This window comes from Elongatibacter sediminis (genome assembly GCF_037892215.1).
Classification (GTDB): domain Bacteria; phylum Pseudomonadota; class Gammaproteobacteria; order Xanthomonadales; family SZUA-36; genus Elongatibacter; species Elongatibacter sediminis.
In genome coordinates this window covers 40,978-64,246 of record NZ_JAZHOG010000001.1, presented here as the reverse complement: position 1 = coordinate 64,246, position 23,269 = coordinate 40,978, and the positions used below count along the sequence as shown (strand labels likewise).

General features: G+C 67.8%; 15 protein-coding genes. 12 read left to right on the top strand and 3 right to left on the bottom strand.

Going from position 1 to position 23,269, the window contains the following annotated elements; translation table 11 throughout:
- Position 1: 1 nt before the first annotated feature.
- Positions 2-1,201: an NnrS family protein gene (locus tag V3330_RS00240; RefSeq protein WP_354693358.1), complete on the top strand. Its 1,200-nt coding sequence runs from the start codon at positions 2-4 to the stop codon at positions 1,199-1,201.
- Positions 1,202-1,285: 84 nt separating this feature from the next.
- Positions 1,286-1,738 carry a CBS domain-containing protein gene (locus V3330_RS00235; RefSeq protein ID WP_354693357.1) on the top strand — a complete coding sequence of 151 codons (453 nt, stop codon included), beginning with the start codon at positions 1,286-1,288 and terminating at the stop codon, positions 1,736-1,738.
- A gap of 48 nt (positions 1,739-1,786) precedes the next feature.
- Here the strand turns inward: V3330_RS00235 and V3330_RS00230 are convergent, their stop codons facing one another.
- Positions 1,787-2,572: a hypothetical protein gene (locus V3330_RS00230; RefSeq protein ID WP_354693356.1), complete on the bottom strand. Its 786-nt coding sequence runs from the start codon at positions 2,570-2,572 to the stop codon at positions 1,787-1,789.
- A 119-nt stretch (positions 2,573-2,691) separates the two neighbouring features.
- On the opposite strand from V3330_RS00230, the gene V3330_RS00225 reads away from it, so the two are divergent.
- Positions 2,692-5,307, top strand: coding sequence for an amidase (locus V3330_RS00225; RefSeq protein ID WP_354693355.1), 2,616 nt, complete (start codon positions 2,692-2,694; stop codon positions 5,305-5,307).
- 132 nt (positions 5,308-5,439) lie between these two features.
- On the top strand, positions 5,440-7,347 hold the full coding sequence (locus V3330_RS00220) for a TonB-dependent receptor plug domain-containing protein (RefSeq protein WP_354693354.1): 1,908 nt from the start codon (positions 5,440-5,442) through the stop codon (positions 7,345-7,347).
- A gap of 15 nt (positions 7,348-7,362) precedes the next feature.
- Here the strand turns inward: V3330_RS00220 and V3330_RS00215 are convergent, their stop codons facing one another.
- Complete coding sequence (locus V3330_RS00215) at positions 7,363-10,233, bottom strand: hypothetical protein (protein WP_354693353.1); 2,871 nt, start codon at positions 10,231-10,233, stop codon at positions 7,363-7,365.
- Between the two features lie 99 nt (positions 10,234-10,332).
- Here V3330_RS00215 and V3330_RS00210 point away from each other — a divergent pair, with 99 nt between their 5' ends.
- A complete protein-coding gene (locus V3330_RS00210; RefSeq protein ID WP_354693352.1) occupies positions 10,333-11,652 on the top strand; it encodes a DUF6498-containing protein in 1,320 nt (439 codons plus the stop codon).
- Between the two features lie 4 nt (positions 11,653-11,656).
- Here V3330_RS00210 and V3330_RS00205 read toward each other — a convergent pair whose 3' ends face one another.
- A complete protein-coding gene (locus tag V3330_RS00205) occupies positions 11,657-14,812 on the bottom strand; it encodes a CHAT domain-containing protein (protein WP_354693351.1) in 3,156 nt (1,051 codons plus the stop codon).
- A gap of 60 nt (positions 14,813-14,872) precedes the next feature.
- Here V3330_RS00205 and V3330_RS00200 point away from each other — a divergent pair, with 60 nt between their 5' ends.
- The 7 genes from V3330_RS00200 (at position 14,873) to V3330_RS00170 (ending at position 23,243) form a co-directional block, all read left to right on the top strand.
- A complete protein-coding gene (locus V3330_RS00200) occupies positions 14,873-15,799 on the top strand; it encodes a vWA domain-containing protein (protein WP_354693350.1) in 927 nt (308 codons plus the stop codon).
- Complete coding sequence (locus V3330_RS00195; RefSeq protein ID WP_354693349.1) at positions 15,796-16,725, top strand: vWA domain-containing protein; 930 nt, start codon at positions 15,796-15,798, stop codon at positions 16,723-16,725. The genes V3330_RS00200 and V3330_RS00195 overlap by 4 nt, the downstream gene beginning before the upstream one ends.
- Positions 16,726-16,792: 67 nt before the next feature.
- A complete protein-coding gene (locus V3330_RS00190) occupies positions 16,793-17,200 on the top strand; it encodes an FHA domain-containing protein (protein ID WP_354693348.1) in 408 nt (135 codons plus the stop codon).
- Positions 17,197-17,958 (top strand): MotA/TolQ/ExbB proton channel family protein, encoded by a 762-nt coding sequence (locus V3330_RS00185; protein ID WP_354693347.1) that lies wholly within the window; start codon positions 17,197-17,199, stop codon positions 17,956-17,958. The genes V3330_RS00190 and V3330_RS00185 overlap by 4 nt, the downstream gene beginning before the upstream one ends.
- 11 nt (positions 17,959-17,969) lie before the next feature.
- Positions 17,970-19,481, top strand: a complete 1,512-nt coding sequence (locus tag V3330_RS00180; RefSeq protein WP_354693346.1) for an FHA domain-containing protein — start codon at positions 17,970-17,972, stop codon at positions 19,479-19,481.
- Entirely contained in the window at positions 19,478-21,898 is a 2,421-nt protein-coding gene (locus tag V3330_RS00175) for an SUMF1/EgtB/PvdO family nonheme iron enzyme (RefSeq protein ID WP_354693345.1), read from the top strand. The genes V3330_RS00180 and V3330_RS00175 overlap by 4 nt, the downstream gene beginning before the upstream one ends.
- A gap of 4 nt (positions 21,899-21,902) precedes the next feature.
- Positions 21,903-23,243, top strand: coding sequence for an ICP22 family protein (locus tag V3330_RS00170; protein WP_354693344.1), 1,341 nt, complete (start codon positions 21,903-21,905; stop codon positions 23,241-23,243).
- The last annotated feature ends 26 nt before the right edge of the window (positions 23,244-23,269 follow it).

Below are 23,269 nucleotides of genomic sequence, written 5' to 3'. Positions count from 1 at the left end.
TATGAATCTTCAAAGCCCGATCCGGCCGTCGCGCATGACGGTTCTGTTCTCTTACGGTTTTCGTCCGTTCTTCATGCTGGCCGGATGGTTTGCGCTGGTCGGTATCGGCGCCTGGTTGTGGCTTTACACCGGCGGATTTGCGTGGGCACCGGGACTTCCCACCTCGCAGTGGCACGCGCACGAAATGCTGTTCGGATTCGTGGTTTCGGCCATTGCCGGTTTCATGCTCACCGCGGTGCCCAGCTGGACTTCCAGCCGGGGCTTCGCGGGCTGGCCGCTGGTGGTGTTGACGGTACTCTGGGTTGCCGGGCGGCTGGCCATGGCCTATGCCGGCTTGCTGCCGTTTGCGCTGGTGGCGGTGGCGGAACTGCTGTTTCTGCCTGCCGTGGCCGCGCTGCTCGCGCCGCCGTTGCTGCGCTCACGCAATCGCAACACGCCTTTGCTGTTCGTATTGCTGGCCCTGTGGTCCGCAGACATCGTGTTCATGCTGGCGCTGCAGCGTGGCGATGCCGCACTGGCCGGGTCAGCCGTGCGGTTTGCGTTGAATCTCGTGTTGTTGCTCATCACCGTCATAGGCGGGCGAATCGTTCCCGCGTTCACGGCCAATGCGCTGCGGGCGCGGGGTGTCACGCTGCGCATGCGCAGTCACGCCTTGCTGGAACGTGCCGTCATCGCGCTGATGGTTCTGGTGGTAATCACCGACCTGGTGCGGCCCGGTGGCACCGTGGCGGGCTGGGTCGCTGCCGTGGCGGGCTTGTTGCAGCTGGTGCGCATGTCGGGTTGGAACGGGCACCGGACCCTGCGTGATCCCATCGTCTGGGTGCTGCACGCGGGATATGTCTGGATTCCGGCGGGATTGCTGCTCAAGGCGGCGGCGTTGCTGGGCGGTTTCGCCTGGGCGGCTTTCTGGTTGCACGCGCTGGGCGCCGGGGCCGCCGCGGTGATGATTCTCGCGGTCATGTCCCGTGCCTCCCTGGGCCATACGGGACGGGCTCTGAAGGTCGGCCCGGCGATGGCGGTTTCCTACCTGCTGTTGATCTTCGCGGTCATGGTGCGGGTATTCGGGCCGGCAGTGTCCGGCTGGTCCTATGCAACGGTCGTGCAGGTGGCCGGTGGTTTGTGGCTGGCGGCATTTTCGATATTCGCCGCTATCTACACCCCGATGTTCCTGGCGCCCCGCGTCGACGGGAAGTCGGGTTGATTTGACCCAGATCGCCGGGTTCGGCTGCCCGGTCCGCTAGCATGGAAGTCACCGGTTTCCCGAGCGGGCAGGGGAGGAGCGAAAATGTTGAACCTCAATTCCATCATGACCACCGATCTGGTGACGGCGCAGCCGGACGCGACGCTCGCCGAGGCGCGAACCCTGATGCAGGAACACCGCATCCGGCATCTCCCCATTGTCGACGGCGACGGTGATTTCATCGGTCTGCTTACGCAAACCGATGTGCTGGCCGCCACCGATTCCTTCCTGCGCTCCGAGGAACAACGCCTGCATGCCTCGGACATCCGGGTCGAAGATGTGATGATCACCCGCATTGTCACCGTCGGTCCCGGCGCCGGCCTGCGCAAGGCCGCGCTGTTTCTCGAAGAACACAAGGTGGGTTGTCTGCCGGTCGTGGAGGACGGCCGGCTGCTGGGCATCGTGACCGATACCGATTTCGTCGGCGTGGCGATCAATCTGCTGGAAACCCTGGAGGAGTCCGAACCCGTCGAAAACGGGTTTGATGACGAGGAATAGCAGGCTGGCGGCCGGCGGTTCGGCCGGCGATTGGGGCATTGGGCCGGTTCAGCCCGTCAACACCCAGCCGCCGTACAGCAGTCCGATGGAAACGAAGGCGACGACCGCCAGCACCGCCACGAACGGAAAAGCCACCACGCGTGTCACTCCATTGACGGCCTTGCCGATGGCGGCCTGAACCGATTGGATTCCGCGCTCGGCTGCGTCCAGCCAGGCCGCCGCCTGCGCGGGCTCGGCCGGCGCGCCGGTTCCCGGGGCCTCGGGGGCGGCCCGCGCGATGCGGGCCGCCAGGCGGGCATCCGCCAGGCGGAAAAACCGTTCGGTGAGTTTGCCGGCCAGCCTGCCCAGGAAGGGGATTTTTCGTTCCAGGGTCTCGATTACGATCGGCAGTATGACAATCGTATTGACGCCCTGAAATATCTCCAGCGTGCCGGGAAAAGCATCACGGTCGCGCAAGCGCATGCGGGCGGTGCTCACGTCACGGAGCGCCTGCACGCACAGATCGGTGGAAATGTCGAAAACCTGCTTCATGTCTCCGCCCATGCGCTGGATGAACAGCACCAGGCCGAGCAGTACGCCGTTGACGATGACGAGCAGGCTGCCGGGGAAGACGAGCAGGGTGCGAAAAAAAGCGTTGTCGGTGAGAAAGAACAGCAACACGATCAGCAGCAGCAACAGCCCGACCGGGCGGGACAGAGAGCGGCCGAGATACAGCGGGAATGTGACTGCGTTGCCGATGGCGGCGGACAGCCGGGGGTCGCGGTAGCGGCTGAAGTCGATGCCGGTGCGCGCCTTGAGGTCCTCGTTGATCCTCTCGGTCCTGTCCGAATCCATGAGTCTCCACTTTCCGCTTACCGGCTGAAAAGTGTACGGGGGCGCAGCCACGCCGTCGAGCCGGGTACGCGGCGGGCTGACGTATACTTGCGCCCAATGACAACCGCCCCGGCTACACCATGACCTCGATGAGATTCGTCCCGAGCCCTTCCTGTGCCGATCAGGCCCGCCGCGCCGGGCGTTTCCCGCGCGGTGCGCTGCCTCTGGTTTTTTTCTTACTGGCGAGCGTTTTGCCCGGTTCCGCGGCAGCTGCCGATGCGGCGCCGGTGCCGCTCGATCGTTTCGCGAAACTGGCGCTGGCCTGCGTGCACCAGGAATACCCGAACAAAATCGCGCACGTGCTGGAGAGCGACGCGGATGCCGGACCGCCGCGCCGGCTCACGCCGGTATTTTACGGTTGCTACGACTGGCATTCGGCAGTGCACGGTCACTGGTTGCTGGTGCGGCTTCTGCGCCTGGCGCCCGGTGAGGTCGATGCGGTGGCCATCGAGGCCGCTCTCGACCGCAGCTTCCAGGCGGACCTCGTCGCGGCCGAGGTGGACTACCTGTCGCGCGAAGCGCGCCAATCGTTCGAGCGCCCCTACGGCGCGGCCTGGTTGCTGCAGCTGACCCACGAACTGCGCGAATGGGACGATCCCCGGGCGCGCCGCTGGCTGGCCGCCCTGGAACCGCTGGAGCGCCTGTTCGCCGAACGCATGCGGTCGTGGCTGGAGCGGCTTGCTTATCCGATTCGGATCGGCGAACACGCCCAGACCGCCTTCGCCTTCGCACTGTTCATCGACTGGGCCCGCACCGCGGGTGACACCGCGTTCGAGGCGCAGGTGGCCGGACTGGCCCGGCGGTTCCATGGTCACGACACGGCGTGTCCGCTGGCTTACGAGCCGGGTGGACAGGATTTTCTCTCCCCGTGCCTGGCCGAGGCCGATCTGATGCGCCGGGTGCAATCTCCGGTGGAGTACGCGGCCTGGCTGCACGAATTTCTTCCGGGTATTCCCGAGGACGGGAACGGCCATTGGCTGCCGCTGGCCGAGGTCACCGATCGTACCGACGGCAAGCTGGCCCATCTCGACGGCCTGCACCTGAGCCGGGCCTGGGCGCTGGCCGGCATGGCCGCCGGCCTGCCCGACGCGGATCCGCGCAAGGCGGCCATTGCCGCGGCGGCACGGCTGCAGGCCAGCGCCGGCCTCGCCGCGGTGACCGGTGAACATTATGAAGGCGGGCACTGGCTGGGCTCGTTCGCCACCTACCTGGTAACGGGACGTGGAACGGGGTCTGAATTCGACAGCGGGGCGGTAGCGTCGGGTGCGGAGACGCAGCCGGAGGTGGCGCGCCTGCTGCGCGGCCGAATGGCGCGCTGGGAGCCCAGGGTGAACGCGGTCATCGCGCTGGTTGACGACCTGGAAGCGCAGGCCAGGGCGCTGGCGGCCGAGCCGGAACCGCGCGGGCCGTTGCACGGACTGCCGGTTCTGCTCAAAGACAACATCGAAACCCGGGATCTTCCCACCACGGCCGGTTCCCTGGCGCTGGCCGGGAACCGCACCGGGCGCGATGCTGAAATCACCCGGCGGCTGCGGGCGGCCGGGTTGCTCATCGCCGGCAAGACCAACCTGTCGGAATGGGCGAATTTCCGCAGTTCGAAGTCGACCAGCGGCTGGAGTGGAGTGGGCGGTCTGACCCGCAATCCCTGGGACCTGTCGCGCTCGGCCTGTGGATCCAGTTCCGGTTCCGGGGCGGCGGTCGCCGCCGGCTACGTCCCTTTCGCGGTGGGCACCGAAACCAACGGCTCCATCGTCTGTCCCGCCGCGTACAGCGGCATCGTCGGAATCAAGCCAACCATCGGACTGGTCAGCCGGCGCGGCATCGTCCCCATCGCCCACAGCCAGGACACGGCCGGTCCAATGGCCTACCGGGTCCGCGCGGCCGCGCTGCTGCTGGCGGCGATGGAAGGCCCGGATCCCGGGGATCCGGCGTCCGCGGCGGCCGCGGATCATTTCGGGCGCGACTATGTATCCGCGCTGAGCCCGGATGGTCTCAACGGCCTGCGCATCGGCGTGGTGCGCTCGCGCGACTTCGGGGACGGATCCGACGTAGCCTTCGATGTGGCGGTGGAAGACCTGTCCGCCGCCGGCGCCGCGCTGGTCGATGATCTGGCCTTGCCGGACTGGCCGGATGGATTCTGGGAACAATCCCTGGACGTGTTGCTGTACGAGTTCCACCACGACCTCGACGCCTACCTGGCCACCCTGCCGGGCGAGTACGGTGGCCTGAGCCTGCAGCGCCTGGTTGAATTCAACCGCGCGCAGGCCGACCGCGAGATGCCCTGGTTCGGCCAGGAACTGTTCGAGTCCGCTTTGGAGAAAGGCGGGCTGGAGGAAGTGGGCTACGTCACCGCACGGGCCAGTGTTCAGGCCTTCACCCGGGCCGCGATCGACGGGCTTCTGGCCGAGCACGGGGTGGATCTGCTGGTGCTGCCGACCAATGCCCTGCCGTTTTCGATCGACCTGGTGCACGGCGATACCTTTCACGGCGGCACCAGCAGCATGGCGGCGATTGCCGGCTATCCGCACATAACCGTGCCGATGGGACGGGTAAAGGGATTGCCGGTCGGGCTGTCCTTCATCGGAACCGCGTTCTCCGAACCCCTGCTGATACGCGCCGCCTATGCTTATGAGCAGGCTACCGGGCACGGCCGTACCCTGGAGGGCGAGGATCCCTGGAGCCTGGATTCGCGTTGATTTCGAACCGGTCGGACGGGGCCGGAAACCATACCCTGGCGTCCGGGGTCGTCCGCGCTGTTTGTCTATAATCCCGGCCCTTGTCGCCGGGACCGTATCCCGGCGCGACGTAAACGGGACGCTGGACAGCAGATGAATCTCATGGGAATTCCCGCGGCGCGGTTCGGTGTGTGTTGTCTCGCCGTGTTGCTGCAAACCGGCGGTCTGCGCGCGCAGGACGTGCCACCGACAGATGCCGGAGAGACGGCCCACGCGGACGATGCCGAGGTCGGAACACTGGACCCCATCGTCGTGCGTGGCCAGCGGGTGGCGATTCTGCAACCGGCCACCACCTACGCCAGCCTGGCTTCCGCCTTGCGCTACGATCCGTCGGTGCAGCTGCAGCCGCGCGGGCTGCCGGAGTCCCAGGCGGACGTGACGGTGCGGGGCGGACTGTTCGAGAACACCGGTTTTCGCATCGGCGCCATCAACATCATCGACCCGCAGACCGGGCATTACGCGGTGCAGTTTCCGATCGACCCCGAGATGCTCACCGCGCCAGAACTGCTCACCGACACGCAGCATGCCGTGCTGGGCTTCAATGCCAGCGTTGCGACCGTGCAATACCGGCCGGCAGGCTTCGGTTCCGGTGGCAGCGTGACCGCCGGTGCGGGGTCGGACGACCTGCGGTTTGGCGTGCTGCGAGCCGCTTCGGTCGCTGAATTGGCGGATGGGCGCGAGATCGGGGGCCGGGTATCGCTGGCGGCTTCCCGGGGCGACGGAAGCGTGCCCTTCGGCGACCATGACTTCGAGCGCTACGCGGCCCAGGTGCGGCTCGCCGACGATGATTCCGAAACCCACCTGCTGGCCGGCTATCACGATACGTTTTTCGGCTGGCCCGGAGCCTACACGGGGTTCGCATCCCTGCCGGAAACCGACCGCACGCGAATGAGCCTGGTGCTGGCCGACCATCGCCGCTCCAACGCGGCGGGCTGGTGGGAGATCACCGCGGCGTGGCGGCGCCTGGAAGACGACTACGATTTTGACCGGCGCACCACGGAAGCCGGGGTGCCGGGTTCCTTCGATCACGAAACCCGGGCGGCGATGCTGGGCATGAGCGCGGAACATCGTTTCGCCGGGGTGGACTGGCTGATGAATCTGCAGTTCACGGCCGACCGGCTGGTTCGTTCCACCGATCTCACGGTGGGCGATTTCTCATCCCGCAGCTACCTGGCTTTCAGCCTGGCGCCGACCTTCGTGTGGCCCCTGGAAGACGGCCGCATCCTGAGCCTGACACCGGGCCTGCGGGCGGACTGGAGCAATCGCGACGAAGACGCCGTGTCGCCGCTGCTGGGCATCGGGCTGGAAATACCGGGTGCCGGTGCGATGACCCGGCTGGGGCTGGATTATGCCCGCACCACCCAGGTGCCGGGTTACACGGCACTGAAATCTCCGCCGGCGGGTCTGTTCGGCGGCAATGCCGCTTTGGAGCGGGAGTATGCCGGTACGATCACGGCGCACGTCGATCACGAACGCGGCGCCTGGCGCTGGCGGGGCGCGATCTTCCGCCGCCACGATCGTGACCTGGTCGACTGGACCTTCACCCGGGGCGCCCCGTTCGCGCGCCAGGCCAACCCGGTGGACATCGACGTCTGGGGTGCCGAGGCCAGCGTCGAATGGCAGTCGGGCTCACTGTGGCTGCTGGCGGCTTACGCCTGGCTGGACAAGGACGCGGATTACGGTTCCGCGACCGTGGACGCAAGCTATTACGCGCTCAACTTCGCCCGGCAGCGTGCCACCCTGGCCGTGGCCTGGCGCCCGGCCCGGAGTTTCGAACTGCGGCTGGATAACGCCTGGCGGCTGGCCGAGGAAAACCCTCTGCGCGGCACCGGCCGGCGCTCGTTGCTCAGTTCCCTGGCCGGCGTCTGGCGGCCGGGCTTCGCCGCCGGCGTGGCGGCGGTGTTCGCGGTGGACAATATCGGTGATGACGACTTCGAGGAATTTCCCGGCACGCCGGCGCGGGGCCGGCAATGGAGCGTGTCGATCCGTTACGGCTGGTAGGCGGCCGGACCGGGCTCAGTCCTGGTCAGTATCATCGGCTTCGAAGCGGTCACCGCCGATGCTGTCGCCCCAGGCTTCGAGTTCCACCCGCGCCCGTTCTTCGAGGGCATCGCCGGTCGTTTCCTGATCGCCCGACTCGATGTCCTTGCCGATGCGTTCGGCGGCCTCGTTCATTTCGCGGATGGCGCGCTTGACGGCTTCCGCCGCGCCCTCGCTGCGGATGAACTGGCCGTTGTCGAAACTGACCTTGTAGGAGGTGTGGGTCGGGCATTCGCACACGCCGATCAGCAGGGTGCCGTACAGCGATTCCAGCCAGGCCTTGGCGAAACCATTGCCCTCGGCGCCGGCCTCGAGTTCGGCCGCGGCGTCGATTTTCGAGGTCAGTGAGCCGGGACGATGATCCGAGGCCAACAGTTTGCCGATGGTCTCGCCGCCGCCGATGATGGCGCTGTCTTCCTTGTCCTCGCGTTTGTACACCACCCGGTTCTCGGTGCTGCCGTCATCGCTGTCACCACCGACCGTGACGGTGGCCGTTCCGCTGGCCCTGGCATACGTATCGCTGGACGGATCGGTGATGGCGTCCACGCCGGCTTCCAGTGCTTCGCCCAGCCCCGCTGGCAGTTTGTCGGCGAGGTACTCGATGTTGGCCTCTTTGACCGCGTCCAGCGCGCGGAAATACTCGATATTGTTTTCCAGCGGATCGAAGGCGTCCGAAGCGGCCTTGATCCACATCAGCGCCGCGCCGCCGACCACGGACTTGCATTCCTCGCCGTGTTCGAACGACAGGGTGTGAATCCCGGTCCCGCTGGACGATGTACTGATGGGGTCGGTCCACCACACCCACTCCTGGCGGCTTTCCTCGAGGAACACGGACTTGGCGTAGGCGGAGGAAAATCCGCCGATGTGGTCGTGGCCCCAGATGGAATACGCGGTGGAGGGCGGCGTCGACGTGGCATAGGCTTCGCTCGCTTCTTCGACGGCCTTGCGGATGCCGGTGCGTATCTTGTCGCGATCGTCTTCGTTGCCGTAGGCGTCGTCGACCACCACGTCGACCGTCTGCGGCGTGTGTTCGAAGTGTTCATCCGGGGTGCATCCCGGGCCCAGGGTTTCCGCCGGCGGGACCGGTTCGTCTTCGGTGTCGGCGACGGGTTCCTGGCCGGTGGCTTCGGGGTGACTGAACACCTTGGCTTCGACGCCGACCAGGTCGAAGGCGCCCCAGAAGTCATCGGCGCCCTGCTGAACCCGCTCACGGTCCTCGGGTGGCGCCGCGGTGATGGGCGTGCCGGTGTTCTGTTCGTACTGCGCCTCCAGGCGCTCGGTGAATTCTTCGCGGGTGTACGGTTCGCCCTTCATTCCGGCCGCGAAACGCCACAGGGTCTGCTGCGCGACCGCCTCGTGTTCGCGTTCCGGATTGCCGCTGAACGGGGTGGTGAGCGCGCCGCTTTCCTGCAGGTCCGCTGTGGCGCGCTCGATCGCCCCCACCGCGGCGATCAGCAGCGGGGCGGCGAGCAGGGGTTCGGTGTCCGGATCGACCGGCCGGGGCAGTGGCTGGTCGGTGCCGGGCACCCGGATGCCGGGCGGTGGCGCCGCACCATCGGCCGGTGCAATGACCACGGGATCGGCGGTGTCATCCGGTGTCACCCACTCGTCCACCGGCGGCAGCGCTTCGCCGGCCGGAACCGGCGGGCGGCGCACGTCGCCGCAATACCCGTCGATTGGTACGGCGACGGTAGCGCCGGGGGGCACGACCGAGCCCGGCCGCGGGGCGCCGATGTAGCTTTGAAACCGGTGGGTGGAGGGGATGTAGAACGCGGTTGCCGGCAGCGTGACGGGCGCATCGCTGTCGTTTCTGACATTGAGATCGGCGATGTGGCCGGTGGTGCGTCCGGTGCCCCGGGCGGCGGTGACGACGAGACCCTCGGGGAGCGAATAACCGCGCCTGGCGGCGGGCAGTCTGGCTGAGCCGGTGGCGGCCAAAACGGCGATGCCGCTGCCGGCCGCCGCGACCAGGACCGGAGCCGCCGATGGACACGGCGATGATCCGTCCGTTTCACCCGGAGGCAGGATATCGACGGCGCCGTCGTCACCCGGCTGCAGCAGCCAGCGGGAAGCCACGGTGGTGACCGGTTCGCGGGCGGGCAGGGTGCTGTGCGCGTACAGGGTCAGCGGACCCAGTGCCTCCAGGTCCGAGGGGGTCAGTCTGAATCGCGCCCCCAGTTGGCGTGCACCGCCGTAGGCGCGCTCGAAGCCCAGTTGCCGCCAGGTGCCCGGCACCACGGCCAGGTCATCCCCGGGTACGTTGAATCCGTCGCTCCAGCGGTCGTCCCAGCCTCCGGAATCCCGGTTGACGACCTGACCATTGACGCTGGACGAGCGGGACCAGGATACCGACAGCGAGCCTTCGGACCAGAGTTTGTAGATCTCGTACGCTTCCGGGTACAGACGCCGCCCGTCGCAGGACTGCAGGAAAATCGCCTGGAAGGTGCCCTTGTCGTCGGCGTCTTCGATGCGCGTGCTGACCAGCAGGCTTTCGTCCTGCCAGGCGGCTCGGGCGCCGGTTTCCAGGTCGAAGGCGGACGCTTCGAAGGGGGTGTAATCGAGTTTGCGGGTGGGGTCGCGCCGGGTGCGCGGGCGCTCACCGCGGTCTTTCGATCCGCCCAGCACGCCGCCGAGCAGTCCGCCGACCACGCGCGAGGCGGTTTCGGGTTTGCCCACCGCGCTGCGCGGACCCACCGTGATGGCGGCGGAAGGATCAGATGGGTCTGCAGTGGCGGCGGAGTCGGTTTCGAGGGCGGGCAAGGGGTTGGAAGACGCAAGCAGCCCGGCGGCCGTGATCCAAACGGCAACGAGAGTCTTGCTGATTCGATCCGGGAGTGCGGCGGTCATGAACCTCCCCTCTGTATACTGAGTCAAGCAGACAGATGGGGTTTTTGCAACTGAGCGCCCGGCGGCCGGTCCGCCCGGTGAGGTGAGGGGAACACCGACATGATTCGCAAGGGAATTCGCCCGCGCATACGTCCTGTGATCGACTGGCCGTTCACCGGGACCGCATGGCGTGCGGTGTATCCGTTCCGCCGGCACTGGCCGGCGATCGCCATTGTTCTGGTGCTGGACGCCGTCTTCCTGGTTCCGGCGGTCGGGGCGCTGCGTGAGGCCGTGGGCGGTTGGGCCGGATTCGAATCCCTGTTCGACCTGGTATTCGCCATTTTCATCAGCGCCTGGTTGCTGGGCTGGTCGATTGCGCCACTGCTGCTGACAATGATACTGGTGGCACTGCTGTTCGGCCGTGAGGTGATCGTGGCGGACCGGGGAAGGCTCCGCCTGTTCATCGGTCTGCCCCTGATCGGCATCGCCGCGGATTACGATCCGTCGCGCATGCGAAACGTGCGGTTTGAACGGCCCCCGCCCAAATCCGGCAAATCGTGGCGTGGTGCACACCTCGCCTTCGATTACGGCGCCAACACCGGCGCTTTCGGCTCGCATCTCGATCCGGTCGCGGCCTCGGGTTTGCGAAACCGGGTCGAAATGGTCACCGGCGTGAGCTTCGGCCGGGGTGAGGCGGAGCCCGTGGATCTCGCGGGGCAATGGGAGCCGAACCCCATATTGTCCGCGGCCGCCGACGCCGGCGAGGCCGTGGACCCGTTGACAGAGCCGGCAGCGCCGGCCGAGCCGCAACGTGAAAGCAGGCTGGCTTCACTGTCGTCGCTGGCGTTGATCGCCGCCAATCTCGTACCCGTGGCCGGCACCGTGTTCCTGGGCTGGCGCCTGAGCGACGTCATGGTGCTTTATTGGGCCGAAAGCGCAGTTATTGGCATTTTCAACGTGATCAAGATCGCCATGATCGGGCGCTGGGCGGCCCTGCTGGCCGGCCCGTTCTTCGTCGGACACTTCGGCGGTTTCATGGCCGTGCATTTCCTGTTTATTTACACGCTGTTCGTCGAAGGGCCGCGGTCGGATTCAGCCGGCGATCTGACGGAAGTCGGTCGCTTGTTCGCGGACCTGTGGCCGGCGCTGGTGGCCCTGGCCGTCAGCCACGGTTACTCCTTTTTCGCGAATTTTGTGGCGCGTGGGGAATACCGAAACCGTTCGATCAAGGATCAGATGAGCGATCCCTATACGCGTATCGTCTTCATGCACCTGGTGTTGATTTTCGGTGGCTTCGTCGTTTTGTTGCTGGGTGAGTCGACGCCGGTTCTGCTGGTGGTGATCGCCTTGAAGGTCGCGTTCGATCTGCGGGCGCACTGGCGCGAGCACGGCAAACAGAAAAAGGTCACGGACGCGGCCAGGGATGAGTCGGATCCGTGATCGCTCAGTCCATGTAAATCTGCAGCGCAGGCCAGACCGTGATCGCCGCCCGGCCTTCGGCCAGGTAGTCCCGCTTGGTCCGGTTGAGGGCCTCCAGCGGGGTTTCGCCGGACTCGAGGTGGCCGTAGAAGCGGCGCATGAAGGCAGCGCCCGCGGCATCACCCAGGGGCCACAGGCTGGCCACCACCCGTTGGACTCCGGCACCGAGCAGGCCTTCAATCAGGCCGCCGCGGGTGCCGAGCGCCGATGGGCTGATGCCATCGAAACTGCATTGGCTGAGCACGGCCAGTCGCGCCGCGACCGGCGCCGGCAATTCGTCGGCGAACAGGTAGAGATGCTCGGGCGGGTCGGCGTTGTCGGACATCAGCAGGTGAGATCCGGTGGTATCGCCGAGGTTCTCCACGGCCGGCATGGCCAGGTGCAGCAGACCGGCACCGGTGAAGCGGATGTCGCGGAACTCGTCCCACTGCAGTGCGGCGCCCTGGCGCACCGTGAGCCCGGGCCCCACGTAGTGGTCGGCCACGACGCGGAGTTCGGCGGACGGGGCCCGCGTCACGGTGAAGTCGCCCGCGCCGGTCTGGCGGTTGCCGGCCAGAAAGACAAGTTCGGTTTCCCGGGTATCCACCGCGGCAGCGAATCGATCCAGCGCATCCAGTGACAGGATGTTGACCACCCGGTGGTGCGCGCCGAGGGCAGGGCCGCCGGTGGTCAGGGCGTCGAGCGGCACACCCTGCAGCACGCCCAGCGGGAGAAACGCGATATCGGGACGCAGGGCGTCCGCCACGGGTGGCAGCAGCAGGCGTCCGATGGCGTCAAGCGAGGCGGTCAGTCCGTCGGCGTCCCGTCCGCGCGCCCGCTCCCGCAGGGCCGCCGACTCCCGGGCCAGCGTGCGTGAGCGGTTGGCGTCCCAGCGCGGGGACACGATGCGCAGCCGTTCGGCGTCGCCCAGCCAGGCATGCGCCGCGTCCTCGCCGATGTAATACACCAGCAATGAGGTCTGCGGCGGTAACTGGCCGAGCCGGTTCTGCAGGGCCGCGGCCCGCGCGGCGAGACTCAAACGACTGGCCCGGTCATCCATCTGGCGCAGCAGCCGGTCGAGTTCCCCCGGCCCCGTTTCGCCGCCGCCTTCCGCGCGCACGGCGAACAGGGAGCGGAGGCGGTCCGTCAACGGGTCGCGCTGTTCAGAGGTTCCGTCCACCGGGAACGGCAGGGCGGGGGCCGCCTTGCCGGTCGGCGTGCGAATCGCGTCCAGCGCCGCCAGGGTGCGGTAGGCCGCGCGCTCACTACGTCCATCCGCCAGCGACAGGTTCAGGTACGTATCGAATACGGACTCGCGGCGCGCCCGGTACCAGGCGCCGAGAACACCCGGGAGTTCCGCCCGGTAGAACAGGATGTCGCCGAGCAATTGCTCGACCTGTTGCGCCGCGGTCGTGCCGCGACCTTGCGCGCGGTACCACTCGACCTGCAACCAGCGCGCCTCGAACGTGTCGGCCGGCTGCGATCCGGCCCATCCCGTGCGGGGTGGCTGCGGCAGTTCGGGGCAGGATTCGCCACCCACACACAGGCGCAGACGGCTGAGCGCAGCGAGGCCGGGCAGCCGCGCTTGCGCGGCGCGCCGCGCGGCCTCGCGGAAACGATCACGGGCCGTTGCGGTCATGTGGCCCGCCCGGATCCATTCGTCCACGCCGAGGTCGTAGGCCAGCCGGGCCAGGCCGGCCGGGCGATTGGCGAACTTGGCCTGCTGCTCGCGGGTGGCGGCGGCGGCTTCGAATTCACCCCGATGGCGGCGCACGGTGGCCAGGGTCGCCCACGCCTGCATCAGTTCAGGCGCGAAGGCCGACGCGGGTGCGCGAGGAATGGCGTCGACCAGTTGTTCGGCCGCCTCCTCGAAACGGCCCGACTGGTACAGCGCCTGTCCGAGCAGCAGGCCCACCGGGCCGCGTGCGTTGTCGTCATCCAGCCGGGCCGCCAGATCAAGGGCGCGCCGCAGCACCGCAATCGCCTCCACGTGCCGATAGGCCTTGTGCAGCAAGCGGCCCTGTTCGTAGAGATAACGCAGCGTGTCGCGTTGGCTCGGTGTATCCGGGGAGGCGGGAGTGCCCGCCAGCGGCGCTCCGGATGCCGGGGTGCGTGACTCGATCTGCTGCATCATCGCGATGGCGGCTTCGGTATCGCCCAGCCGTTCGTGCAGCTCGGCCGCGTGACGGCGAATGGCGTTGGCCAGGTCGGTGTCGCCATTGAGGGCCGTGACCTGCAGGGCCTGGTCGTAGGACGTGAAGGCCGCGTCGTATCGCGTCTGCTGCTCCCAGGAAAGACCGGTGTTGAACAGCGCCCGAGCCCGTTCGTGCTGATAATCCAGTTCCGCCGCCGCCTGTGCGGCTTGCGCCAGTACCGCCCGGGCCCGGTCGAGGGTGGCCGCATCGGAACGGGCGCTGGCCAGCGCCATCAGCGCGCGGCCCTCGAGTTGGCGGGCGGCGAGCTGCAGCCGGGCATCGCGCGAACGCTGCGCGCCGGTGAGCACCATGCGCGCGCTTTCAACGGCGCTAACGGCGTCTCCCAGCCGCTCGAGCATCAGGTGACCGGCATAGAATTCCGCCCACAGCATGGGCTCCTGCATGCCCAGGCGGTCGAACAGGTTGACCGCCTGGCGTGCCGAGATGACTTTGGCCTGCCACAGGTCGAGCCGGCCGGCAGGCGCGGCTTCCTGGGCGTGCGACAACAGCCGGTAGGCCTGCTGGAGCAGCTTGTGGTCGGGTCCCGCCGGATCGAAGCGAACCAGCTCCATGTCGATACGGGCGCGATCGCTGCGCCGCGCGATGCTGACCTCGATGACGAGTTGGCGCGGCGCGGAGACGGCTTCGACGAACTGGAACACCGGGCCCAGGCGGAGTCCCGGCATGCCCGAACGCTTGAAGGGTTTTTCGCCGGCTTCGGAGATCACCGACTCGAATTCGGCCTCGAAGGATTCCAGTCGAAATACCAGGGAGGTGCCCGGCGCCTGCTGGTGCAGATATTCCTTGGTGACGGGAGGTGGTGCGGTTTCCGGGCCGGTTACGTCCGCCGCAGCCCGGCGCGGGGCGGTGATGGCGCAGACCAGCAGGGCGGTCAGGAACAGGCCCGCGGTGGCGCGCAAGCTGCGTGTGTCGCCGAATCGGTTCATGACGGTGCGAACGAAGTGGTCATTGCCGGGTCCAAGGGGTTTTGCTAACGTCCCAGCGCCATGCGACGCCCAAACCGGGATACTGCCGTATTCACCACTTCCGCCGTGGATCTTTTCGCTTCCGCTTTGGGTGCGTTCATTCTGCTCGTCATGCTGTTGTTTCCTTTTTACCGTAATGCCGGCGACGCCACGGCTCATTCTCGGACGCTGGACGTCATGGAGCAACGGGCGCTTGCGGCCGGCGATGTCGCGCAATTGCTGCAACGCCGCGAATCGCTGATCGACGCCGTGGAGCAGGCCGAATCCGGAAATCTCGAATCCGAGCGCCGGCTGCAGCGCGCGCGAGAGCGCCTGCAGGCCCTGCGTGACCTGCCGGAAATTCCGCGCGCGGCCCAGACCGAACCCGAGGATCCGGCGATCGAACCGGATATTCCGGCGCCGGTGGCCAGTGATGAATTCTCCCTGCTCGGTATCGCGACGGCCGCCAAGTCCTTCGTGATCGTCATCGACATGTCCGGAAGCATGCTGTCGTACTCCCGGCTGATGATCGACTCGGTGCTCGAAGTGCTGGATCCGCTGGACGCCACCAATCACATCGCCGTCGTGGGCTACCAGGGCGACCCGTCACCGGTGCTGTGGGCCTTTCCCGACCGCACCAGCATGCTGCAGGCCACACCGGAGAACCTGCGCGACATCCGCGCGTTCGTCCGTGGCCTGGCGCGCAACTTCGCCGGCTCGACGCCGACCCACGCGGCGCTGATGGCGGCCATGCAGTACCGCCCTGACGCCATCATCCTGATGAGCGACGGGGCGCCGGATAATAATCCCAATTTTATCGTTCAGGACATCAGCAGCCAGAATCGGTTCACCGAATTCGAAATTCACACGGTGGCGATCGGCGACTATACCGAAGACCGCACCCTGGTGATGTTTCTGCAATCCCTGGCCCAGCGCAACGGCGGCGATTTCGTGGGCGTGTCCCGATGAAGGCCCGGCGGCGCGGACTGGAGGTGTTTTCCCTGTCGGCGATCGACCTGTTCGCATCGGCGATGGGCGCCTTCATCATCATCACCCTGATCCTGATGCCGGACTACCAGAAGGAAGTCCGCTCTCAGGGCGACCTGGAATTGCTGGAGGAACTGGCGGGACGGACCGAGGCCGAATTAGACCAGGTCGAGTCCGGTGTCGCGGCCCTGGAACGCCGGCTGAGCGCGGCCCGCCAACGGGCGGCGGTACTGGCGGCCGAGCAGGCCGATGTCGCGTCGGCGATACGGGTGGAGGAGGCCGAGCGGCTGGCCCAGGCACCGCCGCCGGCACCGGTGCCCGAAATCGAGGAAGTCGTCGAGGAGCCCCGCGAGGTGTCGTTTCGCTTTCTGGGCCTGAAAACGCGCCAGACTCGCCTTCTGTTCCTGGTGGATATGAACGGTTTCCTGGGGCAGCACCGGCAACTGGTGCAGGACACGGTGCTGCGTGGCATCGAGGCGCTGGACGACGGCTACGAGTTCGCGATCCTCGGATTTCAGCAACTCGATTCCGGCATCCGTTACCATCGCTGGCCGGAAGGCGACGACCTGGTGCGTGTTTCCTCGCAGTCGCGGGCCGGGGCGCGGCAATTCCTGGCTTCGCTGGATGCGGAATTCCGCGGTTCGTCGTCGCTGCTCGATGCGCTGGATCGGGCGTTCGCCAGCTCCGCGCGGGCCATCGTGCTGGTGTCCGACGGACTGCCCAATCCCGAGTTCAACCGGAACCTTTCTGGCTCGGCGCTGGTCCGGACCATTACACTCGCCAACAGGCAACGCCAGGAGATTCATACCGTGACGATTGGTGATTACTTCAAATACCGTGGAACGGTGGAGTTCATGGAGGCCCTGGCCCGTGCGAACTCCGGGCAGTTCCTGGCCCTGGCCCCCTGATGAAAGGACGAAAACGCATGCCGCAACGACACGATTCCAAGCAGCCCCGGGCCGGGGGCGGGCCGGCATGACCCGCGTACTGAGTCTCGGCAGCCACGATTCCTGTGATCTGCAGGTGGAAGGCGACACGGTTTCACCGGTCCACGCGCACGCCGAGCTGACCGGTGACGGTCAGCTCGCGGTGATGGATGCCGGCTCGGAGCACGGTACCTGGCTGCGGCGCAACGACCAGTGGATACGGGTGCTTAAAGTCCACCTGGGACGGCAGGACCGGATACGTCTGGGCGACGCGGAAATCGACGTCGGGCAGCTTGCCGAGCGCTTCGGCACGCATGTTCCGGTGCAATTGCGCGACCTGGATCAGCTGCGGCTGCCGCGACGCCTGCGCGAGCGCCTGGATGACCTGCAGGCGCGCGCTTCGATCAAGCGGCCGCGGCGCAATCCCGAAACCGGCAATATCGAGGAAAGCCGATGAATTCGCTGATGTCCCGACGACTGGCCGCACAGGCGATTGCGCTGCTGGTTTCCCTGCTGTTCATCGTTCTGATGGCCCGGTTCCTGCCGACGACGGCCGCCTCGATTCTGCTGGACGTGAAACGCGAAACCTGGCCTTTCACGATCCAGAATGCCCTGTGGATCGCGTTCTTCGCCGGCCTGGCCGAGTTGCTGGTGCGCTGGCACGGTCTGCGCCTGGAGGAACGCCAGTTCGATCTGAACTACCTGCCCGTGGACGAAAGCACCGTGCTGCGTCCCGGCGACGATGTAACCCCGATCTACCGGCGGGTGAGAGAAAACCCCCACCGTGACCAGTGTTTCGTGCCGCGGCTGATCGCACGCTGCGTGCTGGGGTACAACCTGAGCCACTCCGCCGACCAGACCAATTCCCTGCTGAATTCGTCGCTGGAACTGTTCATGCACGAGATGGAACTGCGCTACAACATGATTCGTTACATCATCTGGCTGATCCCGTCGCTGGGATTCATCGGCACCGTGGTCGGCATCATGCTGGCCCTGAACTACGCCGGCGACCGGGCCAATGTCGAAAGCCCCGACATGCTGTACCAGGTGACCGAGCGCCTCGGTGTAGCCTTCAGCACGACCCTGCTGGCGCTGGTGCTCGCGGCGATCCTGGTGTTCATCCAGAGCCTGGTGCAGGGTGGCGAGGAGCGGGCATTGAACCGGGCAGGCCAGTACTGCCTGGATAATCTCATCAATCGGCTGTACGCACCCTGAGCGCGGTATCGATGCGGCCATTCCACGACCTTCCGGCCGGTCCGGTTCATTGCGGCCGTCAAGAATTCTCCGGCGGTGCGCGATCGGGGATTCGCGCCGCCGGACCGTACCTGTTCTGCGTGCTGGCCTGGCTTCTCGTCGCAGGGTCCGTCTGCGCGCAGGCCCCGGTTGAATCCGGCCCGGACCTGCCCGACTGGGCGGTCCTGGTGCTCAAACCCGTCGGCGACAAACGCGTCCGGCCCGTGACCGGGGTCGTCGTATCGCCCCGGGGGCAGGTGATCGTGCCGGCCGGGTTCGCCGCACCGGGCGATGTGCTGTTCGTGCTGGACGGTGGCGCCGACATCTTCGAGCACGGCCGCACGGCGACGGTGGCGGACGTGCACCCCGCCAGCGGTATCGCGCTGCTGGACGTCGATGGCCTCGAACGGGCGCCGGTCCGGCTGGCCGCCGGGTCCGTTGCGGACGAGACCCGCCTCCATCTGGTGGCGTTTCCGCCGGCCGAACGGATTGCCGAGGGAGACAGCGTCATTCGCCGGACCACCTCGGCCGGTGCGCTGGCGAGAACCGCCAGCGGATCTGACACCGGATCTGCCGATGCCACGAGCGCGGCCGGTTCCGGCTTGCCCAACGTGACCGGACCGCTGCTCGACGACTGCGGCGGACTGGCGGCTTACAGCATGGCGGGCGAGTTGGCGGGCATGGCGGCCTCGCCGGACACGTCCTACCTGCCGGCCGATCGCCTGGCCCGGGCGCTGGCCTCGCTGGGGGTCGCCACCCGGGCGGCGCCTTGTGGCGTGGACGGTGATGCCGCCGCCGAGGCGGCCGCCGGTGACTCCGCGGCTTTGAATAGCCCGGAAACTCAGGATATGGCACCGGCGCGCGAGACGAGTACCCAGGCACCGGCTGACGGGCTCTCGTCGGCTGCCGGGGAAGCGGACGGCGTGAGGCTGCCGTGGTGGGGGTTGCTGCTCGCTGCTTTGCTGATCGTGGCGGTTTATCTGAGTCGCCGCAGGTCGGCCCGGACCTCGGCGGCGCCGGGGCTGCTCGACGACGGCGTGGTTGCCGAAGGCCGGCCGGTCCGCGCCGCGGATGTGCGCGAAGATGCCGGCGCTCCGGCGAGCGGTTGGCGCCTGCATGTCGTCGGCACCCTGCCGGGCGGAGCGGCCTTCGAACGCCGTTGTAGCGTCAACCCGGCGGCGATCGACGTACTGATCGGCAGCGGTGATGCCGATATCCGCATCGAAGGCACCGGCATCGCGGCGCACCACGCGCGCCTGGGCGGCAGTGTCGGGGCGCTCACGCTGACGGATCTCGGGTCGGCGGGGGGAACGTGGATCGGTCGTGTGCCCTGCACCCGGGGTGAAATCATGTTCGTGACCGAAGCGGATACCCTGGCCGTGGCCGAAGCCACGTTCACGGTTCGTCTGGCCGGTGCGGCCGGCGCGGGGGACGATTCGAACGCCGATCCGTCTCCCGATTCAAAAGCCGATTCCAAACCTGCCGCGGACGACAACGCATCATGACCGACTTGCTTCTGGTGGACGCGCTGCCCGCAGGGACGAAAGTGGGTGATTTCGACCTGCTGTCGGTGCTGTCCGCAACCGACACGGTCATCGCCTACCGGGTGCGTGAGAGCGCGACCGGCGCCGATTTCGTTTTGCGGGAGTTCGCGCCGGCCTCCCTGGTCCGCCGCCAGGCCGACGGCCGTCTCGTGACCACGAATATGGATGCCGAGGCCGCATTCCAGCACGGCGTGGCGCGTTTTCTCGCCAATGCCTCCCGCAGCGCCGCCCGGAACCATCCGGCACTGGCCCGCAGCATCCGCGCGTTCCGCGCCAACGGGACGGCGGTGCAGTTGCTGGCCTGCCCGCCGGGCCGGCTGTTGTCGGAGCAGGTGGCGGGCACCGGCGCGGTGCCGGCCGAGCGATTGTCCGACGCCGCGCGTCCCCTGCTGGACTTGCTGGCCGAGCAGCATACCGACGGATCGCCGGCGGGACGGATCGCACCGGACCAGGTGATGTTGCCGGACCTGGGCGGGGCGGTATGGCTCGGTGCCGGCATGGACGTCTCGGTGGAACATCCCGGTGATCCCGTGCTAGCGCCGGAGCATCTGGCGGAAAACGGCGAGTTGGGGCCGTGGACCGACATTTACGCGCTGGCCGCGACACTGTACACGGGTCTGTTCGGCAGCGAGCCGCCACCCGCGAGCGAGCGGCTGCGGGCGCAGCACGAAGGCGGCGACGACCCCTTGCAGCTGCCCCGGGAGTTCGAGGATTCCCGTTCCAGCGGGAATTCGGCGGGCACGGAATTACTCACGCTGATCCGTCGCGGACTGGTGCTCGATCCCGCCGCACGGCCCCGCAGCGTGCGGGAATGGCGGGCGCGTCTCGGCGGTGCGGAAGCGGACGCAGCGGCGGATCAGGATGGCCGAAAGGGCGCCGCACCCACCGCCTCGAGTCGGCGTGGCTGGCTCGGTGTGGCCTTTGCCGCACTGGTGCTGGCCATTGTCGTGACCGTGGGCTATTTCGCCCTCGAATGGCAAAGCCGCGACGCCGCTCAGCGCTCCACGGCGCAGGCACTGGCCGACGCAGCGGCCGCCGCCGAGGAGAACCGCCGCTGGCAGCAGGCACTGGAAACCGACGCGGTGGTGGCTTACCGGGCCTTCATCGAGGATTTTCCGGAGTCGCCGCGCATCGCGCAGGCGCGTGAGTTCCTGCAGCGCCTGGAGGAAAAGGCCTGGCCCGGAGTGCTGGAGGAAAACACGCGGGCGGCCTTCGAAGCGCACCTGGAAACGTTTCCCGACGGCCGTTATGCGACCGAAGCCCTGGCGAGAATCGAGGCTTTCCGCCAGGAGGAGGCCAGGCTGGCTCGCGAGCAGGCCGAGCGCAGGCGCCGGGACGAGGCCGCCTGGGAGGTGGCCAGCGCGGACGGCAGCGTCGCAGCGCTCGACCGTTACCTGGCCGAATGGCCGGCCGGGGCACATGCGGCCGAGGCGCGTGAGCTGCGCGGACAGATGCAGGTCGAGCACAATGACACGGCCCGCTTCGCCCAGGCTCGCGAGGCGGATACCCTGGCCTCGTGGCGGGCCTACCTCGACGATTTTCCCGCCGGCCGGCACGTCGATGCGGCGCTGGCGGCGATCGATCGCCTGACCCTGCGTCCGGGCAAAGCGTTTCGGGACTGTGAGACCTGTCCGGAAATGGTCGTCGTTCCGGCCGGGTCGTTCTGGCAGGGCTCTGCCGACAGCTCGCCCCTGGCGGTCAGCCTGGAAAAGCCGCGCCGGCGCGTGACCATCGATGCTCCCTTCGCGATCGGCAAGTACGAGGTGACCCTGGCCGAGTGGGACCATTGCGTCGAGGCGGGCGGCTGCGAGACCCGTCCGGCCGATAACGGCTGGGGACGGGGCCGCCGGCCGGCGATCCTGGTGTCGTGGCACGACGCCGCCGGCTACGCGGCCTGGTTGAGTGAACTCACCGGGGAACGCTACGCATTGCCCAGTGAGAGTGAATGGGAATATGCGGCCCGCGCGGGTGAAGAGGGCGATTGGCTGGGCGGGTCTGCCGAAGCGGTCTGTGCCTGGGCCAATGTGGCCGGGGCCGAGTCCGGGTTCGACTGGCGGCACACCGGATGCGCGGACCGCATGGCGGCCTCGACCGCGCTCGCGGGGTCCTTGCGCCCCAACGACTTCGGACTGCACGATATGATCGGTAACGTGGCGGAATGGACCCGCGATTGCATGAACCTGTCATACCTGGAAGCCCCGACGGACGGCAGCGCCTGGTCGCGGGGGCTGTGCAGTTCACGCATGACCCGCGGGGGATCGTGGTTCTCCGGCTCGCGCGACATCCGCCTGCCGGCGCGGTTCAACCTCAAGAGCGGGGACCGCAACGACTTCACCGGTCTGCGCGTGGTCCGGCGGGTCGAGCCGCAGGAGGAATAAGCCGATGACCCATGCCGCCAATGCCACCGATGCGCCGAAGCTCCGGTCGGCGCCAGCGGGTCGTCCCGAGCCGCAGGCCGCCCGGCGTGCGGCTCGCTGGGGGCGGTGGGGCGCGATGGCCTCGCTGCTGGTGTGCCTGCCGCTCGCGGCCCAGGAGCCCGTGCGCGACGCGGGGTCCGAGGCCGGCGACGCGGCAGCCGCGGAGGCGGAGACCTCCAGCCGGCGGGTCGACGAGAGCGAAGAGAACTTCCGCCAGCGGATGGAATTGCGCGAGCAGCGTTTCCGCGACCGCCAGCCATCGAATACCACGTTTTCCTATTCCACCAGCCGTGAAGGCAAGCTGGCCAACCTGCCGCCCGAGTCCCAGCGGCACATTCGCGAACAACTCAGCGACCTGGTGATCGAGAGCCGCTTGTGGGAGCCCGGGGTGGATTTGTCCGACTACCCGTACGAGCCCAGCGAAGCGGCAGCCGGGGACGCCTTGCTGGCGCAGCAGGAACGCGAGGCGTGGGTGGAGCAACTGCAGAAATACCAGGAGGCCGAGCAGGCCGCGCATGCCGCCGAACAGGCCGCGGCGCGGGCGCGCGAGGCTGGCGGCGGGCCGGCGGGCGAGGCGGCCCAGGGTCAGTCCGGCGCCGCACCGGGAGGCTCCCCGGGCAGAAGTGACGGCGCCCGCTCCGAAGACTCCGGTGACGCGTCCGCGGCGGAGCGGCAGGCCAGCCGGGCCGGCGCCGCACAAGCGGCGGACCGGGAGTCGGCCGAGTCAACAGAGGCGGCCCGGGAACCCTCCGGTGTCACCGAGAGCGCGCTCGATTACCTGCGCCGGCAGGGGCTGGCGCAACAGCCGGGCGGTGGCGAAGGGGACGACCCGGACGGAAGCTCTCCCACGGGTAACAGCGGAGCGCCCGGCGAAACTGGAGAAGAAGCCGGCGACGCGGCCGGTGAGTCGTCGCAATTGGCGGCTGCGGGCGAGTCGGGTGCGGAAAATGCGGACGGTGATGAGTCGACGGACGCAGGTGAGGAGGAATCGCTGGCTGCCACCGATTCGCCCTCCGAGCCAGAGTCCGAATCCGCGCCGGCCGGCACCGTCGCCGTGAGCGAACTGGCCGGGCTGGATGGCGCCTTGTCCTCTGACTCTTCCATCACCCGGGCGGCCGATTCCCCGGCAACGGATGGCTTGCAGATTTCCGCCACGGACCCGCAGCCCGCCGCAGGAACGCTGGGCATCGAGGATTTGCGGCTGATCGATCCGCGCTTGCTTCGGGTTCTGCCCGAAGAACCGGTTGCGCTGCCCGACGAACAGCCGGAGGATTTGCCCGGCGACGGGTCGCCGGACGGTTTCTGAGCGCGGGAGAGCGACGGGCTCCGGGC